The following is a 14,929-nucleotide window of genomic DNA, read 5'->3' as shown; positions in this document are numbered from 1 at the left end:
CAAACTAAAAAGGGGATGTAAACTTTTTTGTGGAATCATTCTGTTACAAATCTTTTCAAAAATTTGGTAAATCTTGTTATGTGTTTTGAAAGTGGACCTATGCGATTTCCCGCTTTGTTTATGAGTATCAAATCTCTCATTTCTAGCGCTTGGGTAAATGCCAAAATCAGAATGTAAACAACAGGTATTAATAAAATGGATATTAACATTCCTGTGATTGTTTTTGGCATTAATAAAAGGCAAAATCCCAATAAAATCGATGCTATTGTGATTTTAATTAAATTGGCATAAGGCAGCTTTGTTTCAGTAACTTGAAGACTTTTTAAGGTAGTAAGGACCATTATAATAAATGAAGCTGACATTGTTGCAATTGCTGCTCCATTCAATCCCAATATTGGTACAAGGATTATAGTTAATATAAGATTGGTAACGGTTCCAATCACCAGAAAGAACATTGCAGGATAGGGTTTACCTGCACCCTGAAGTACACTAGCAGAGATTCCATAGACAGAAAAAAATGCCATACCAATTACAAGGATGCTCAACGCAGTTCCAGCAAAACTGTAGGCTAATGGTGCCCTTGGAAATAACAGAGCCATTATGGGTTGTCCAAATATTATAACAAATGCACATAATGGGAGAAGAACAATGAACAAGTATCTGTAAGAGTGTACAACATACCTTTTCACTAGATCTTTACCATTAAGAGCTAATGCTTCTGAAGCTGCGGGTAGAAGTGCTACAGCAACCGAAGATGATATTACAAGAGGAAGTCTTGCAATGGGGCTTGCTATATTGTAGTAACCCAGATACGAAAAATTCAAAAATAATGGGATAATAAAGTTTCCAGTTTGAAATAAAGTTAGTTCAGCCAGACCTGTTATAATTATTGGCGAACTAAATATCAATAGTTTTTTAGCAAGTTTATATTCATTCACAGAATTTTCAGGTTTTTTTACATTTTTTATATCGTCCCACAGATATTTTCTAAATATGAGAACTGCAGAAACTGCAGCAATTCCGAATCCAACTACTGCCCCTATTACTGCTCCTAAGACGTAAAATCCAATAAGAATGAATGAAACTGCCAGGCTTATCATGAATATCTGCTCAACTGCTCGGGTTATAAGAATATCCGTCATTCGTTGATATCCTTGAAAAACACCCCGGAATAACCCTAAAATAACACTGAAAGGAGCAATAAAACTTACCACTTGGAACAAGATAACAACTTCTGGCCCGCCATTAAAGAAATCTGCTAGTGGTTTGGCCATAAAGAAGAATATTGCAGTGAATATGAAACTCATTAAGAGCATGATCTTCAAGGAAGTTACAATGACCTGTTTTACCATGAATTTATCATCCTTGGCAAGGTATTCAGAAACATACTTTGCAATTGCAGGGGGAAGTCCTGCAACTGCAATCAATATTAAAATCCATTGAAAAGACATAACAAGGTTTAAAATACCATAACCCTCTACTCCAAGCAAGGATAGCATTAAAACTGCAAAAATATATCCTCCTATCCTGAAGATTATAGTTCCTATTAAAATTATAAAACTGCCCTTCAATAATTTTTGCATAATCCTTGTTATCTGTAAACCTATTTATTGATATGCCTATTTGTAAATGGAAAATTTCTTTTTCTAATCATAATATGAATTTATTCAAAATACAAAATTTTTAATATATTCAAAAACTGAATTAGATATGATAGAAAAAGATTTTATAATTGTTTCGTGAGTTATAAAAAGTTTGTATAATGGTTTTTCAGACTTTTTATTGTTTTTGAAATAATTTTAATTAATATATTTAAATAACCTAATCAGGAGGGATCATTATGTTGCATGGAACAGAAGTTTTGAAGAAAGGATTTGCGAAGATGACCAAAGGTGGAGTTATCATGGATGTTGTTAACGCTGAACAAGCTGTTATTGCAGAAGAATCAGGTGCAGTTTCTGTCATGGCTCTTGAGAGAGTACCGGCAGATATACGTGCAGCTGGGGGAGTTGCAAGAATGGCTGACCCTTCCAAGGTTGTGGAAATAATGGATGCTGTGAGTATTCCTGTAATGGCCAAGGTAAGAATTGGTCATTTTGTTGAAGCACAGGTACTCGAACATCTTGGGGTTGATATGATAGATGAAAGTGAGGTTTTAACACCTGCAGATGAACAATTCCATGTTGACAAGAAAAAATTCACCATACCTTTTGTTTGTGGTGCACGTAATCTTGGAGAAGGTTTAAGAAGAGTTGATGAAGGAGCTGCAATGATTCGTACCAAAGGCGAAGCAGGGACTGGAAACGTTGTTGAAGCAGTTCGTCACATGAGGAAGATTATGGGTGGAATTCGAGAACTTCGGGACAAAACAGAAGAAGAACTCTGGAGTGTTGCTCGAGAAATAGAAGCCCCTTTAGAACTTGTTAAAGAAACTGCTAAACTAGGAAGGCTTCCAGTTGTGAATTTTGCAGCAGGTGGTGTTGCAACACCAGCAGACGCAGCACTAATGATGCAGCTTGGAGCTGATGGTGTTTTTGTTGGATCAGGAATTTTCAAATCAGAAAACCCACGATTAGTTGCAAAGGCAATAGTAGAAGCTACAACACACTACCAAGATGCAGAAATAATAGCAGATGTTTCAACTGAACTTGGAAAGGCAATGCCAGGTCTTGAAATAAGTCAAATACCTGAAAATGAGATTCTGCAAAAAAGAGGATGGTAAAAACATCATTAAACATCTAAATTTTAATTTTTTTGTTAAGATCAAAGATTTATAAAAATGATTCAAAAAAATAAAAAAAATATTAAACAGTTTATGGGTTGAAAACAAAATTTAATTTCTATAATTTAATCCTTAATTTATTAAAATCGACGCCTCCAAACGACCAAATAAAAAGTAAGGAAAAAAATTTTTAGAATTAAACTGCTTTTTCTCCCCTTTCACCTGTTCTTATTCTTACAACCTCTTCTACAGCGGATACAAAGATTTTACCATCTCCAATATCTCCAGTTTGTGCAGTTTTAACTATTGTATCAATTACATTCTCTAAATCTTCGTCGTTCACAATGATTTCGAGTCTTGTTTTTGGTAGCAAATCAACTTTGTAGTCACGTCCTCTGTAGCTTTCAGTTATTCCCAATTGTCTTCCGCGCCCTTTAACTTCTGTTACAGTAATTCCGTTGCATTGAATTTCCTGTAAGGCCTCTTTAACAACTTCTAATTTATCTGGTCTGATTATTGCGGTTATTTCTTTCATTTTACCACACCCATTTTTTAAATTCTGTATCCTGATTCTTCATGGAGATGTGTATCCAGTCCTTCTATCTCCTCTTTATCCTCAACCCTAAGTCCCATGGTCATATCAATGACTTTAGCTATTATTATGGTCATGATAAAGGTGTATGCTGCCACAGATAATATTGCTATAATTTGGGTTAGAATCTGTCCTGGGTTACCATATAATGCTCCGGTTCCTAAAGAATTTATGAATGGGGCTGCAAATATACCTGTTGCTAAAGCTCCCCAAGCACCACCTACTGCGTGTACACCGAAAACATCTAGTGCATCATCATATCCGAAGCGGGCTTTGACCGTTGATATTGCAAAGTAACAGAATACTGATACAAGTAGACCTATTATTATTGCTCCAGTTATTGTAACAAATCCTGCTGCAGGTGTAATGGCAACAAGACCAGCTACTGCACCGGTAATTGCTCCAAGAACTGTTGGTTTACCTGTTTTCACAATATCTATTATTACCCATGATATTAAAGCTGCAGCGGTTGCTGTGTTGGTTGCTAGGAATGCTGAACCTGCAAGGCCACCTGCTGAAAGAGCAGATCCTGCATTAAATCCAAACCAGCCGAACCATAGAAGGGCAGCACCTATTACAGAATATCCTAAGTTGTGCGGTAAAAGTCTGATGTCTTTCCTTTTTCCAAGCAACAATACAAGGGCAAGTGCTGCTATACCTGCATTCAGATGAACAACTGTACCTCCTGCGAAATCAAGAGCTCCAAGTTGTGCTAACCATCCTCCACCCCATACCCAGTGGGATATAGGTATATAAACAAGTGTAATCCATGCTGGCACAAACACCATCCATGATGAGAATTTCATTCTTTCAACTACTGCACCTGATATAAGTGCAACTGTAATTGCTGCAAATGTCATCTGGAAAGCTACGTATACTAGCAAGGGTATAGTAGGTGCTAAAGGTGCAAGTGCATTCACATCAATACCGTTCATCAATATATTCATAGGATTACCAATTAGTCCCATTACATCTGTACCAAAGGCAAGTGGATATCCATATATTACCCATATTATGCTTGTAATCGCAAAGGCTATAAATGATAAAAATATTGTGTTTAATACATTTTCTTTCTTTGTAAGTCCGCCGTAGAACAATGCTACACCTGGAATGGTCATTAACATTACTAAGGCTGTGGATATTAACATCCACGCTGTATCACCAGAGTTAAGAACTGCGTCCATATTTTTCCCCCTTTTTATAATTCTATGAATTTAATTTTTTTGTTGAATTTTTGAATTTAATTATTATTTAAATATTCTTCAATTATTTTGATTTTTAAGTGAATTTCCATGGAATAAAATTAACATTTCAATGTTCTCCACCCCTCAATTAAATTTCATACTATTGACCTAAACTCATCGGATGTAGGAAACATACTTCCGACATATTGTTGTTGAATTTTTTAATATATAAAGGTTTTGATTCAATCCAAATTCAGTATTGTTCCTTACTTAAACGGGCTTCGTTTAGATTAATTGAATTAGAATAAATATTTTTCAAAAAATAATAATTTCTATTGAGGATAATAGACAATACCAATTACACAATGTAAATCATTTGTAGATTAAAAAAAATAAAAATAAAAAAAAAGGAGGATCATACAGCTTTTTCTCCTCTTTCACCAGTACGGATCCTAATTACTTCCTCTACAGAAGATATGAATATTTTTCCATCTCCAATATCACCTGTTTGGGCTTTCGTAATTATGGTTTGAATTATATTTTCTATATCATCTTCCTTTGTAACGATCTCAATTTCAGTCTTGGGAAGAAGGTCAACTTTGTAGTCATGTCCTCTGTAACTTTCTGTAATACCTAATTGTCTTCCTCTTCCTCGTACTTCTTTAACAGTTAAACCATGACAGCCTATTCCTTCAAGGGCCTCTTTAACTTCTTCCAATTTATCTGGTCTTATGATCGCGAGTATTTTTTTCATAACTACACCTCAGTAATCCTTATTATGATTCTATTATTCCGGTATACTCATTTATACCTATTCATGACAGTCTGTAACCGGATTCCTCGTGTAGATTAATATCGAGACCCTGAACTTCATCTTTAGTTTCGACCCTTAATCCTATGGTCATGTCTATTATTTTACCAATTATCAAAGTCATTACGAATGCATATACTCCGATCACCAAAACAGCAAGAAGCTGGATACCAATCTGTCCAGGGTTGCCTGCTATTAATCCTCCTTTTATTGCACTATTTATTAGAGGGGTAGCAAAGATTCCAACAGCTAATGTTCCAACAATTCCACAAACTCCGTGTATCCCAAACACATCTAGAGAATCATCATATCCAAGCCGTGGTTTCAGGTGTGATACTGCATAGTATGCACATATAGATGCTATGAATCCAATTATTATTGCTGCAGTGATATTTACATAACCTGCTGCAGGTGTGATTGCTGCCAATCCTGCAATTGCGCCTGAAAGTGCTCCTAAAAGTGTTGGTTTACCAGTTTCTAGTTTATCCATAAGTATCCATGTAATCATACCCACAGCAGCTGACATATTAGTTACTATCATTGCTGAAACAGCTAAATTTGTTGCACCCAATGCAGATCCTGCGTTAAATCCAAACCATCCAAACCATAGAAGTCCGGTACCTATTATAGAATATCCCAGATGATGAGGGAGTAACTGTGAATTTTTTCTTGCACCTAGAAGTAGAACTAATGCTAATGCAGCCATACCACAATTTACATGGACAACAGTACCTCCTGCAAAGTCAAGAGCACCCATTTGTGCTAACCATCCCCCACCCCACATCCAGTGGGAAACTGGTATGTATACCAGGGTTATCCATACAGGAATAAAAGCAAGCCATGCTGAAAATTTCATTCTTTCAACAACCGCACCAGATATCAGTGCTACTGTAATGGCAGCAAATGTCATTTGGAACACTGCATATAATCCTGTTGGGATTGTTGGAGCATATGTTGAAAGGGAATTTGATTCAATCACTCCTCCAAATAATGGGTTAGCCAATGTTCCTATGAATCCCCAAATATCAGCACCAAATGCTAGATCGTATCCATATACAAACCAAATTATACTCACAATTGCAAAACTTATAAATGATAAAAATATAGTATTTAAAACATTTTCTCTTCTGATAAGCCCTCCATAAAAGAGTGCTACACCTGGAATTGTCATCAGAATAACTAATGCTGTGGATATTAACATCCAAGCAGTATCGCCAGAGTTAAGAAATGGATCCATTTATGTTTCCTCCATTAAAAGTTTAGGTTCTTTTAGGTTTTTTATTAATTTGCTCGAATTTTTGAGCCTTATTTATAGTTTAAATATTTAAACTGGATTTTTTAGGAATAAATTTTTAATTCCCTGAAAAGTGTTTCCAAGAGTTGATCACCAATAGGATAGTGGTAACCTACTTCCGATATATTTTTTTGTGTATTATTATATAACCGTTTTGGTAAACTGATATAATTACTAAGACCATTATTCAATTAAAAAAGAGAATAAAAAAAAAACAAAATTTTAACTCAAAAAATTAAATAAATAAAAAAGGAATCAAAGATTCCATTAATATTTAATTGGCGCTTCTAAACCTGCCATTTTAACACCTGTAAGCACAGATGACTCAACAGTTAGTGCCCTTAAGTCGTCTTTTTCAAGTTTTAGTATATCTGTGTTTCCTGCTTGTTGTGTGAGCATTACAGCTTCTTCAGTCATGGCATCTATATAACGGGCAACTCGTTTGCCTGCTTCAACATAATCTAAACGCCTTCTAAGCTGGGGATTTTGTGTTGCTATACCCTTTCTGCATGTTCCTGCATAGCACATCTGGCAGACTCTACAACCTATAGATACAAGGGCAGCTGTAGCTATATAAACTGCATCAGCCCCCAATGCTATAGCCTTTGCAACATCAGCACCATTTCTTATACCTCCTCCAGCAACAAGATTCACTTTTTCCCTTAGATTGATCTGTTTTAAAGCTTCATCTGCTTCAACAATTGCTGCAATAGTAGGGACACCCGAATGTTCGGTAACAATATCAGGACCTGCTCCTGTTCCTCCTTGCATACCATCTACAACTATTATATCTGCACCTGCCTTTGCTGCGATCTTTACATCATCACTTACACGTCCAGATGTGAATTTAACAATGATAGGAATTTTCCAATCGGTTATTTCACGTAGTTGAGATATTTTCATAGAGAGATCCTCTGGACCAACAATATCCATATGACGTGCAGGACTTAGGGCATCTGTCCCCTCGGGTATCATTCTGATACGGGAAACATCTGCTGTTACTTTCTCTCCTAGCAAATGTCCTCCCATTCCTGACTTGGCACCTTGACCTATTTTAATTTCAACAGCCTCAGAGTTATTCAGATATTTGGCAGACACACCAAATCTTCCAGATGCATACTGTGCTATGAGTTTAGATGCATATCTCCTTTCTTCAGGTAGCATTCCTCCTTCACCAGTATTTGTTGCTGTTCCAGCAAGTGTTGCACCCATTGCAAGCGCTATCTTCGCTTCTTTACTCAATGCTCCGAAGGACATTGCAGCTATCATTATTGGTGTGTCAAGTACCAGTGGGTTTTCAGCATATCTAGCACCTAATGTAACTTTTGTATTACATGGCTCCCTGTATTTATCTATTGGTGGCCTTGAAACCTGTGCAGGTATAACAACAAGGTCGTCAAATGTTGGAATTACTCTGGTGGCTCCACATCCCCTAACTTTGTAGGATCCTTCTGTTGATTTTCTACCTATCTCAACAATGTCTCCTAATGACCAAACATTCCTTCTATCTTCAGGGACAGCATTCACTTCAATTGCATTATTAGGACACATCTCTTCGCATATTCTACATCCAACACAGTTTTCATGATGAAGTGGGTAAGGTTCATCGTCAATAATTTCGTAGACATCGTGGGGGCAGTTGTTAACGCAAGAATAACAGTTTTTACATAATTCTTCATCTCTGTTATCGCACATATACCAGCAGCACCCGGGTCTGTCAAAATTTCTTCTGCAGAGGCTCTGGTTCCTTTCAACTTTAAATGGCAATTAAACTCCTCCATTTCCCTTATTTAATTCTTTAAGCGGTGTAAAAACACTACAAGCTGCGTATTTGGTTCCGGCAGCTTTTAACACATCTGCAACATTATTGGTTATTTTTGCTTCAGGTTTCCAAGCTTCTGAATCGCTTTTATCAACAACGATTACGTCATCGACTAATTTTTTAGATAATGCATAATCTAAAAGTGCTGTTGCAACACCACCATCTTGCCCCTTAAGCATTGGTGCTTTTGCAGATAATATTTTGATATAATCTCCCAAAGGTTTCTTATCAGCTTCTTTGCTTAGAATATCATCGGGTATGTAAGTTCTTGGACATGCAACATAACAAAGGTTACATCCCTCAGGGCATTTTCCCTTTAATTGGGGTTTTCTATCTTCGATTTTAATTATTTCTTCTGGACACACATAATTGCATGCACCACATAGTACACATGCACCAATGTCAATCACATCTCCTTTGAGATCTTGAAACTGACATTTTGAAACTTCTTCAGTGAATTCATCAATAGGCATTTGCCTTCTGTAGATAACAGGCCTTCCAACTCTTTCCCTTTTGATTATTTCTTCTAAATTTTCTTTTTTCTTTTTGTTGGCAAGTTTTTCAATTATTTTAATTCCTGATTCTTCAATGGGTTTGGTTTCTATGTAATTATTGTCCTCTGCATTTTTAACAAGTTCAAGACCCTTATCTGTTCTGATTATAATGGTTGACCATCCTTTTTCAGAACCAACAGAACCAACAGAGACATCTGAAAGTTCAGATGTGAAATCCATACATATGTTGCAGTTTTTACGAATACATGATCTAGCTTTTTCAATGGGTATCTTAAATAACTGATCTTCTTTCAAATAGAACCATAGGAAATTTTTTTCTATTCTACATTCTTTAACATCATTCATATCGACATTATTTTCTTCAAGTAGTTTTTTCATGTAACTGTAAGAAAAGTTTTCCATGCAGAAGAGTCCAATTTTAATGTCGATGGGTGTTTCTCCAAGGATATCTGAGAATCTTCCTAGTTTAGTAGCTGCTACCATATGGCATGGTGTTCCAACCATTGCCACTTTTCCCAGTTTCGTGATTGTTTCTCCCATCTTCATCCCTCCTCAGATTCCTTACCATAAAATGGCCTGTTAGAACGTGGAACTATTTTTTTAAAGGAACTATAGTCATTTTCTTCCAGATCAAAGCCATATTTTGGAAGTAACTCCTTAAGTTCATTTTCATCTTCGTTTGTTAATTTTTCAACCTTTGCATTTTTGCCAAGGCTTTTTATATTTCCCCTGACATAGATTGCTCCCCTAATTATTGATTCTCCTGCATCCTCTGATATATCTCCTAGGATGATTATACGGCCACCCATCATGAATAGTCCGCTCATAAAGCCTGAATTTCCACCAACTATTATGGTGCCGTTTTTCATGATTTCTCCAGTTCTTGAGCCTACGTCCCTTTTCACTACAACTGTTCCGCCATATATTCCCTGTCCCACACCGTCACCTGCAGATCCATCTATAATAACTTCTCCTTCGGTCATGTTATCTGCTGGAAACCATCCTGCATTTTCTTTAATGTGTATTTTTGCACCATGTATCATTGTGCCTGCGAAATAACCGGCTGAACCTTCTATAATGAGTTCAACAGGGTCTACTAATCCTGCTGCAAGATAGTGCATTGCATTTGGGTTTTTAATGGTTATTTTATCATATTCTGTTGCTGCTTTCTTAATGGTACGATTAACTTCCCTTGGAGGTTGGTGCTCAGCATTGATTATAAATTCACTCATTGTAATCACCTAAATTTCCCAATATATCGTTAATATTATATATTAACATTCTATACTCTTTAAATTGTGTAAGCCCTTGTTTCTCCAGGGGATATCTGGTCTATATCGTGTGTATCCATTACTTCACGTAGAGAAACTTCTTCTGACGCTATTGCAAAGACCTCATTATTTTCAGCAATAACTCCAGGCCTAAGCCCGAGTTGATCCTTTGCTATTCCAACACCATCTGGTGTTCCAACTATATATGAAAAAGGTCCGTCCATGTCCTTAACAGACTGTTCAAGGGCTTCTTCAAGTTTATATCCATCTGAAAGTTTATCTGCTATGTAATGTACTATACATTCTGTGTCGTTGTTGGTTTCGAATATATGGCCTTTACGTTCTAATGGGTCCCTTATTTTCCAATAATTGGTTATTTGACCATTGTGCACTACAGTTATATCTGGTATTATATAACTTTGAAATGGATGTGCATGATATCTATCAACAATGCTCTCGGTTGAAAACCTAGTGTGGCCTATTCCATGTGTTCCCATCTTAGACCGTGTATCATATCTAGCTGCTATGTCTTTTACTAGACCAATATCTTTTATCATTTCAAATGAGTGAGCTCCATTGAGCACAATAACATCATCTATCTTATCTATATCCATTATAAGTGGTTTTAGTTCTGAAAAAGATTTTAGTCCAATTTTGCAGCGATATATTATATAATTTTCAACAGAGGGGATTATTTCCTCTTTTTTAATAGGTGTTGCTATATTTACAGTGTTTTTCACGGCTTCAAGAAGACCTGGTTTTTCTTTGACTTCAATGTTTAGAAGGTACTCATTTTCTTCCAATCCTAAACCGCCATATATTGCAAAACCCGCAGAATCTGGCCCTCTATGTTGTAATGCATCCAACATCTTGGTGAGAGCATCACCTACTGGGTGAAGTTTTCTGTCTTTAAATACAACTCCTGCTATTCCACACACTTCAATACCTCCTTAATGAAGTACTCATGAATCCTAGTATCATCTGTAAGCTCAGGATGAAATGCTGTGGCAATATGTTTTCCAGATGCCACTGCAACAATTTTACTCTTGAGTTTAGCGAGTACCACTCCATCTTTTAATTCTTCAACATAAGGTGCTCTTATAAAAACTCCGGCATATTTACTGCCGAAAATTTCGAGTTCTTCTTCAAATGATGCCTTTTGGCGACCAAAACCATTTCTTTTGACTTTCATATTTATAAGTCCAAGTAATGATTGTTCATAATCTGTTTCTGATGCAAGTAGTACCATTCCGGCGCAAGTTCCCAATATGGGAATGTTTTGGTCAATTATTGCCTGGTTCATACCAGTTTTATCCATAAGCTTGCCAATGACTGTACTTTCTCCTCCAGAAATAATAAGTCCATCGCATTTTGAAAGATCTGAAACTGTTTTCACCTTTAAGACCTGTGATTCAATATCCATTTTTTTCAGAGATTTGATAGTGGCTTCGAAATGTTCTGAAACATCACCTTGTAAGTCTAAAATTCCTATGCTTATCATTTGAATTCCATCTCTCTTAAGAACGTTATTTATATCTTTTATTTTACTCTCTCTACTTTGTAAGGTGATCTTATTTGATGGATATATCATATAAATTTACCGGAAAATATTTTCCGAAACGAACTTAAAATAATGGATGTTGAAACATAAATTTTTAATTGAATATTTTTTATACAATGTTCATAATTTAGACTATGATAATGGTTATAACTGAACACTCATATAAACTTTTTCTAAATTCATTAATTCATAAATTTCAAATATTAACATAAATTAAATATACCTTTATTAACAAAGCCAAATTCAATTAATTTTTCAATATAAATATTAAAATATTACGAAAAATTAATCTGATATTGAACCTAACTTCATATAAGAAATATAAAATTAATCTTAAAGGAGGCAAACCATGGATAATAAGATAGTTTTATTAATAGTGGTTTTAGTGGCTGTAGCAGGTATTGGAGGTTATTTAGTTGGCCTTTATCAAGGTTCTGGAAATTTCTCGCTCAACATAACTAATAATACAACTGGAACTGCAAACAACACTTTAACTACAAAAACTAGTAACGCAACACCAGTTAAAAATATTACGAATAAATCAAACAACACACCGGTTAAAAATAATTCCTCCGGTTAAAAATAATACCACGTTTTTTTAAACATGTATGATTTTGATTTATAATAATATTCAAAATCATTTGTATTCTTTTTTTAGGTATTATTAAAAATATATTCAAAAATTAACTCTTTTTATTAGAAAATTTCAAATGAATAATGCCTTAATATTGAATTGGCATATTCACATATTTATTTCAGCAACAACTTCATCAGTTGCTTTTTTAACAGATTCAGCCGCTTTTAAAAATGCTTTTCTTTCTCTTTCAGTCATAATTATTGGAATTATCCTTTCTATACCTTTTAAACCCAGTTTAACAGGGACTCCTAAACATACATTCTCAACACCTTCTATTTCACTTTCTAGAAATGCACTGACTGTTAATATCTTCTTTTCATCATTCAAGACAATAGTAACAATGTTTGAGATTGCAAAAGCAGGTCCATATTCTGTTGCTCCCTTCTTTTTAATAACATAGTTACCAGCATTTTTAACCTTTTCAACTGTTCGGTCCATGTCAAAATCATCATAGCCCTTAAAATATTTGAGTAATATTCCACCTATTGATGTTGAACTCATAATTGGCACCATGTTATCGCCATGTTCCCCCATCACCCTTGTATGGATCTCGCTAACATGGATATTGAAATGTTGGGAAATTAGATTTTTAAGTCTGAGTGAATCCAAGTGATTTCCAAGTCCAAAAACTTTGTTTTTGTCGAATCCAGATGCTTTTAATGCAACATAGGTCATTATGTCAACAGGATTTGTTACAACCAGTATTATGGAATCTGGTGCAAATTTTGCAATAGCCCGGGAGTATTCTGCAACAATCTTTGCATTGGGTACAGCAACATCCATCCTCGACATCCCAGCACTTCTTGGCTGTCCTGCACTTAGAACAACAACATCTGAACCTTTAACATCTTCAAAATCATAAGATGCTGTTATTTTAACATTGACATCTTTAGCAGCCAGGGCATCGTACATATCCAATGCTTCACCTTCAACTTTATCAATGCTCTCTTTTCGTGATATAAGCACCAAGTCATTTACAGAATTTTCTTCAGCTAGACTGAATGCAGTTGCTTTTCCTACTCTGCCTGATGCTCCGATTACACTAACTTTCAACAAATACCCCCTTTTACTTCTAATTAATATGTTTTAACAAGGTAATTAATAATTCTTGTAGGATTTACTTAACTTATGCTATAAAAAATTTAGATAATTTGTAACTAAAAATTTATGAATAAAATTTGATTATATAAATATTTAGGGAGAAATTATAGTTTTATTTTTATTTTACTCAAGTTTTTTAAGAAATTTCTCTGCTACCCTTTTCACATAACTACTTTCATCATTTAAAGCTTTTTTCAGAGGTTCTATTGCTCTTTTATCCCCAATATTACCAAGAGCCCAAGCAGCCCCTCCTCTAACAAAGCCACTATCATCATCCATGGTTTCAATAAGAGGTTCTACAGCTTTTTTATTAGCTATTTTACCTAATGCCCAAGCAGCAGCGCCTCTAACCCTCCAATCTTCATCTTTTAGTGTAATAATTAGTGAATCTACCGCAGGATCGCCTATGTTCCCAAGAGCAGTTGAAGCTTCTCTTCTAACCCATTTATTTGGATCTCTAAGAGAATTTATTAGAACATTAACGGCCCGATCATCACCAATAATTCCAAGAACACGTATTGAACCTCTCCGAATGTTCTTATCATTATCCTCTGCAGAAACCATTAACTGTTCGACAGCAGGTTCGCCTATCTCCTCTAAAAGTCCCACTGCCTGCATTTGAACAAGTTCATCATCATCTTTAAGTGTCTGAATTAGTCTTTCAATGTTTGTTTCACGTTCCATTTTTTATACCACCATTCACTTTCAATACTTCTACCAAATGAATCTACTTGTACAGTTTTAATATTATGAAAAATTTAAAAAAACACTTTTTGTTACTTTATATTATTCATTATTCATATTTCTTTTTAAAGAATGTTTGTAATAGAATTTATTATAAGAAATTAGGATATTTTAATTAAATCTTTGTTAATTACTGATAAAACATTTTAAAATGTTTAAATCCTCAAATGCAATTCAAACATGTAAAATATACTTATTAAAATTTCAATTAATTCCTAATTAATCAAACATTATAGTAAAAGTTTGTTCCATTACTATTTTTGATAATTTTAACTGACGATCTTATATTGTAATAGATTGAGTAACAAAGTATTAAATAATATAATTCAATTATTAATATAATTCTTTTTAGTTAAGTAAATACTCCTCGAGGTTAATAATTTAAGTGAGAGTTAAATTTGGTGATGATTATGAGACTGTTGAAAGACCATACTTGATTTCAAGTAATGCATATGAGTTGAGCCTTGCAGGTATAATTGGCTCATGATAAATAGTAGTATAGTTGAAAAACTGAGAAATATGCTGAATTTCTTCCAATATGTCCTGAAGTAGATAGTAATATAATTGTCAAATTTGTTTATGGAAATAAAGGAGATCAAACATACACGTCCACAAAGTTCCATTAATGAACAAAAAAGAGTATGATGAATTGATAGCAGAATGTTATGTGGGTAG

14 protein-coding genes are annotated in these 14,929 nt (G+C 34.8%); 2 read left to right on the top strand and 12 right to left on the bottom strand.

The genetic code is table 11. From position 1 onward, the window contains the following. Window positions 1–35 precede the first annotated feature (35 nt). On the bottom strand, window positions 36–1,583 hold the full coding sequence (locus DL91_RS09445) for a flippase (RefSeq protein ID WP_048191276.1): 1,548 nt from the start codon (window positions 1,581–1,583) through the stop codon (window positions 36–38). A 257-nt stretch (window positions 1,584–1,840) separates the two neighbouring features. Here DL91_RS09445 and pdxS point away from each other — a divergent pair, with 257 nt between their 5' ends. Further along, window positions 1,841–2,722 (top strand): pyridoxal 5'-phosphate synthase lyase subunit PdxS, encoded by an 882-nt coding sequence (gene pdxS / locus DL91_RS09440; protein ID WP_048191274.1) that lies wholly within the window; start codon window positions 1,841–1,843, stop codon window positions 2,720–2,722. Window positions 2,723–2,918: 196 nt separating this feature from the next. On the opposite strand, the gene DL91_RS09435 is transcribed toward pdxS, so the two are convergent. From DL91_RS09435 to pdxT, 9 genes are all read right to left on the bottom strand, one after another. Beyond that, entirely contained in the window at window positions 2,919–3,257 is a 339-nt protein-coding gene (locus DL91_RS09435) for a P-II family nitrogen regulator (RefSeq protein WP_048191273.1), read from the bottom strand. Window positions 3,258–3,274: 17 nt separating this feature from the next. Then, entirely contained in the window at window positions 3,275–4,498 is a 1,224-nt protein-coding gene (locus DL91_RS09430; RefSeq protein ID WP_048191271.1) for an ammonium transporter, read from the bottom strand. A gap of 415 nt (window positions 4,499–4,913) precedes the next feature. Next, entirely contained in the window at window positions 4,914–5,252 is a 339-nt protein-coding gene (locus DL91_RS09425; protein WP_048191270.1) for a P-II family nitrogen regulator, read from the bottom strand. Window positions 5,253–5,313: 61 nt separating this feature from the next. Next, entirely contained in the window at window positions 5,314–6,546 is a 1,233-nt protein-coding gene (locus DL91_RS09420) for an ammonium transporter (protein WP_048191268.1), read from the bottom strand. 324 nt (window positions 6,547–6,870) lie between these two features. Then, window positions 6,871–8,370 (bottom strand): glutamate synthase-related protein, encoded by a 1,500-nt coding sequence (locus DL91_RS09415; RefSeq protein WP_048191267.1) that lies wholly within the window; start codon window positions 8,368–8,370, stop codon window positions 6,871–6,873. Continuing rightward, window positions 8,371–9,480, bottom strand: a complete 1,110-nt coding sequence (locus DL91_RS09410; RefSeq protein ID WP_081882654.1) for a Coenzyme F420 hydrogenase/dehydrogenase, beta subunit C-terminal domain — start codon at window positions 9,478–9,480, stop codon at window positions 8,371–8,373. A 2-nt stretch (window positions 9,481–9,482) separates the two neighbouring features. Further along, window positions 9,483–10,172, bottom strand: coding sequence for a GXGXG domain-containing protein (locus DL91_RS09405; RefSeq protein ID WP_048191266.1), 690 nt, complete (start codon window positions 10,170–10,172; stop codon window positions 9,483–9,485). Between the two features lie 59 nt (window positions 10,173–10,231). Beyond that, complete coding sequence (locus DL91_RS09400) at window positions 10,232–11,149, bottom strand: glutamine amidotransferase (RefSeq protein WP_048191265.1); 918 nt, start codon at window positions 11,147–11,149, stop codon at window positions 10,232–10,234. Beyond that, the gene (gene pdxT, locus DL91_RS09395) at window positions 11,137–11,712 is read right to left on the bottom strand and encodes a pyridoxal 5'-phosphate synthase glutaminase subunit PdxT (protein WP_048192682.1); all 576 of its coding nucleotides are present in this window, start codon (window positions 11,710–11,712) and stop codon (window positions 11,137–11,139) included. The genes DL91_RS09400 and pdxT overlap by 13 nt, the downstream gene beginning before the upstream one ends. Before the next feature lie 409 nt (window positions 11,713–12,121). Between pdxT and DL91_RS09390 the strand changes: the two genes are divergently transcribed. Then, complete coding sequence (locus tag DL91_RS09390; RefSeq protein WP_048191264.1) at window positions 12,122–12,352, top strand: hypothetical protein; 231 nt, start codon at window positions 12,122–12,124, stop codon at window positions 12,350–12,352. 162 nt (window positions 12,353–12,514) lie between these two features. Here the strand turns inward: DL91_RS09390 and DL91_RS09385 are convergent, their stop codons facing one another. Beyond that, a complete protein-coding gene (locus DL91_RS09385; protein ID WP_048191261.1) occupies window positions 12,515–13,462 on the bottom strand; it encodes a malate dehydrogenase in 948 nt (315 codons plus the stop codon). A 171-nt stretch (window positions 13,463–13,633) separates the two neighbouring features. Then, the gene (locus DL91_RS09380) at window positions 13,634–14,194 is read right to left on the bottom strand and encodes a HEAT repeat domain-containing protein (RefSeq protein ID WP_048191259.1); all 561 of its coding nucleotides are present in this window, start codon (window positions 14,192–14,194) and stop codon (window positions 13,634–13,636) included. Between the last annotated feature and the right edge of the window lie 735 nt (window positions 14,195–14,929).

The sequence above is a fragment of the Methanobacterium sp. SMA-27 genome (genome assembly GCF_000744455.1).
GTDB lineage: Archaea > Methanobacteriota > Methanobacteria > Methanobacteriales > Methanobacteriaceae > Methanobacterium_B.
Note: the sequence above shows the minus strand (reverse complement) of the source record. Positions and strands in the feature narration are given on the sequence as shown.

Excerpts from the sequence above, each read along its gene's own strand:
- DL91_RS09405 (WP_048191266.1), bottom strand. The coding sequence starts at position 10,172 with ATGAGTGAATTTATAATCAATGCTGAGCACCAACCTCCAAGGGAAGTT.
- DL91_RS09425 (WP_048191270.1), bottom strand. The coding sequence starts at position 5,252 with ATGAAAAAAATACTCGCGATCATAAGACCAGATAAATTGGAAGAAGTT.
- DL91_RS09380 (WP_048191259.1), bottom strand. The coding sequence starts at position 14,194 with ATGGAACGTGAAACAAACATTGAAAGACTAATTCAGACACTTAAAGAT.
- DL91_RS09430 (WP_048191271.1), bottom strand. The coding sequence starts at position 4,498 with ATGGACGCAGTTCTTAACTCTGGTGATACAGCGTGGATGTTAATATCC.
- DL91_RS09390 (WP_048191264.1), top strand. The coding sequence starts at position 12,122 with ATGGATAATAAGATAGTTTTATTAATAGTGGTTTTAGTGGCTGTAGCA.
- DL91_RS09435 (WP_048191273.1), bottom strand. The coding sequence starts at position 3,257 with ATGAAAGAAATAACCGCAATAATCAGACCAGATAAATTAGAAGTTGTT.
- pdxS (WP_048191274.1), top strand. The coding sequence starts at position 1,841 with ATGTTGCATGGAACAGAAGTTTTGAAGAAAGGATTTGCGAAGATGACC.
- DL91_RS09445 (WP_048191276.1), bottom strand. The coding sequence starts at position 1,583 with ATGCAAAAATTATTGAAGGGCAGTTTTATAATTTTAATAGGAACTATA.
- DL91_RS09420 (WP_048191268.1), bottom strand. The coding sequence starts at position 6,546 with ATGGATCCATTTCTTAACTCTGGCGATACTGCTTGGATGTTAATATCC.
- pdxT (WP_048192682.1), bottom strand. The coding sequence starts at position 11,712 with ATGATAAGCATAGGAATTTTAGACTTACAAGGTGATGTTTCAGAACAT.
- DL91_RS09410 (WP_081882654.1), bottom strand. The coding sequence starts at position 9,480 with ATGGGAGAAACAATCACGAAACTGGGAAAAGTGGCAATGGTTGGAACA.